The sequence below is a fragment of the Nostoc sp. genome (assembly GCF_036916735.1).
Classification (GTDB): domain Bacteria; phylum Cyanobacteriota; class Cyanobacteriia; order Cyanobacteriales; family Nostocaceae; genus Nostoc.
This window is the reverse complement of record NZ_JBALFV010000082.1, coordinates 2,501-5,137: the sequence shown is the minus strand read 5'-3', so window position 1 is coordinate 5,137 and position 2,637 is coordinate 2,501. Positions and strand designations below refer to the sequence as shown.

At 50.4% G+C, this 2,637-nt stretch carries 2 tRNA genes and 2 rRNA genes (1 of these 4 running past the window's edge); all 4 read left to right on the top strand.

What is annotated here, in order from left to right:
• Window position 1 precedes the first annotated feature (1 nt).
• Window positions 2–1,490 (top strand): 16S ribosomal RNA (locus V7L20_RS18585).
• Window positions 1,491–1,620: 130 nt separating this feature from the next.
• Window positions 1,621–1,694, top strand: a tRNA-Ile gene (locus V7L20_RS18580).
• 59 nt (window positions 1,695–1,753) lie between these two features.
• Window positions 1,754–1,826, top strand: a tRNA-Ala gene (locus tag V7L20_RS18575).
• 194 nt (window positions 1,827–2,020) lie between these two features.
• A 23S ribosomal RNA gene (locus V7L20_RS18570) occupies window positions 2,021–2,637 on the top strand (it continues 2,277 nt past the right edge of the window).
• Together the 16S and 23S rRNA genes with 2 tRNA genes alongside form the textbook arrangement of a ribosomal RNA operon.

The following is a 2,637-nucleotide window of genomic DNA, read 5'->3' as shown; positions in this document are numbered from 1 at the left end:
CAAAACGGAGAGTTTGATCCTGGCTCAGGATGAACGCTGGCGGTATGCTTAACACATGCAAGTCGAACGGTGTCTTCGGACACAGTGGCGGACGGGTGAGTAACGCGTGAGAATCTGGCTTCAGGTCTGGGACAACCACTGGAAACGGTGGCTAATACCGGATGTGCCGAAAGGTGAAAGGCTTGCTGCCTGAAGATGAGCTCGCGTCTGATTAGCTAGTTGGTAGAGTAAGAGCCTACCAAGGCGACGATCAGTAGCTGGTCTGAGAGGACGATCAGCCACACTGGGACTGAGACACGGCCCAGACTCCTACGGGAGGCAGCAGTGGGGAATTTTCCGCAATGGGCGAAAGCCTGACGGAGCAATACCGCGTGAGGGAGGAAGGCTCTTGGGTCGTAAACCTCTTTTCTCAGGGAAGAATCCAATGACGGTACCTGAGGAATAAGCATCGGCTAACTCCGTGCCAGCAGCCGCGGTAATACGGAGGATGCAAGCGTTATCCGGAATGATTGGGCGTAAAGCGTCCGCAGGTGGCAATGAAAGTCTGCTGTTAAAGAGTCTAGCTCAACTAGATAGAAGCAGTGGAAACTACATAGCTAGAGTACGTTCGGGGCAGAGGGAATTCCTGGTGTAGCGGTGAAATGCGTAGAGATCAGGAAGAACACCAGTGGCGAAGGCGCTCTGCTAGGCCGTAACTGACACTGAGGGACGAAAGCTAGGGGAGCGAATGGGATTAGATACCCCAGTAGTCCTAGCTGTAAACGATGGATACTAGGCGTGGCTTGTATCGACCCGAGCCGTGCCGTAGCTAACGCGTTAAGTATCCCGCCTGGGGAGTACGCCGGCAACGGTGAAACTCAAAGGAATTGACGGGGGCCCGCACAAGCGGTGGAGTATGTGGTTTAATTCGATGCAACGCGAAGAACCTTACCAAGGCTTGACATGTCGCGAATCTTAATGAAAGTTGAGAGTGCCTTCGGGAGCGCGAACACAGGTGGTGCATGGCTGTCGTCAGCTCGTGTCGTGAGATGTTGGGTTAAGTCCCGCAACGAGCGCAACCCTCGTTTTTAGTTGCCAGCATTAAGTTGGGCACTCTAGAGAGACTGCCGGTGACAAACCGGAGGAAGGTGGGGATGACGTCAAGTCAGCATGCCCCTTACGCCTTGGGCTACACACGTACTACAATGCTTTGGACAAAGGGCAGCAAGCATGCGAATGCAAGCAAATCCCGCAAACCAAAGCTCAGTTCAGATCGCAGGCTGCAACTCGCCTGCGTGAAGGAGGAATCGCTAGTAATTGCAGGTCAGCATACTGCAGTGAATTCGTTCCCGGGCCTTGTACACACCGCCCGTCACACCATGGAAGCTGGTAGTGCCCGAAGTCATTACTTCAACCTTTCAAGGAGGAGGATGCCTAAGGCAGGACTGGTGACTGGGGTGAAGTCGTAACAAGGTAGCCGTACCGGAAGGTGTGGCTGGATCACCTCCTTTAAAGGAGACCTACACCCCTTAAATATCGAAAAACACACTAGTTTGATAGATAGTAAGTTGGTCTGACCTAGGTCGGTCGCAAAGATTTGCAAATGTAGAAAGCTTTCAAACTATGATGAAGGTTCGATATGGGCTATTAGCTCAGGTGGTTAGAGCGCACCCCTGATAAGGGTGAGGTCCCTGGTTCGAATCCAGGATGGCCCACCTAAAGATAATTAGTAATTACTAATTAGTAGTTCGTAATTAAATTACGAATTAATCTTGGGGGTTTAGCTCAGTTGGTAGAGCGCCTGCTTTGCAAGCAGGATGTCAGCGGTTCGAGTCCGCTAACCTCCACCTGATGGTAATAAGCATAACAGAAAAGCTATTCGAGTGAGAAATCAGCAATATGACTTGAGAGAGTCAGACTGCTGAGATTGGTCTCAGCCAGAACCTTGAAAACTGCATAGTAACGCAAATTAGCAGGCAGACACAGAGATTCATTGTTTATGGATGCTGTTGTGAATGCATTATCTAATACCAATAAGAGTGGTCAAGCTAATAAGGGCTAACGGTGGATACCTAGGCACACAGAGGCGAGGAAGGACGTGGTTACCGACGATATGCTCCGGGGAGTTGGAAGCAAACATTGAGCCGGAGATTTCCGAATGGGGCAACCCTAAATACTACCTGCTGAATATATAGGCAGGAAAGAGCCAACCCAGCGAATTGAAACATCTTACTAGCTGGAGGAAGAGAAATCAATCAAGAGATTCCCTAAGTAGTGGTGAGCGAAAGGGGAAAAGCCTAAACCAAAGGGTTTACCTTTTGGGGTAGTGGGAGAGCGTCATCGAATCTGAAGGCTAGACGAAGCAGCTAAATACTGCACCAAAGAAGGTGAAAGTCCTGTAGTCGAAAGTTGAAGGATAGTAGCTCAATCCCGAGTAGCATGGGGCACGAGGAATCCCATGTGAATCAGCGAGGACCACCTCGTAAGGCTAAATACTACTGTGTGACCGATAGTGAACCAGTACCGCGAGGGAAAGGTGAAAAGAACCCCGGAAGGGGAGTGAAATAGAACATGAAACCGTTAGCTTACAAGCAGTGGGAGGACTATTTGAAAGTCTGACCGCGTGCCTGTTGAAGAATGAGCCGGCGACTTATAGGC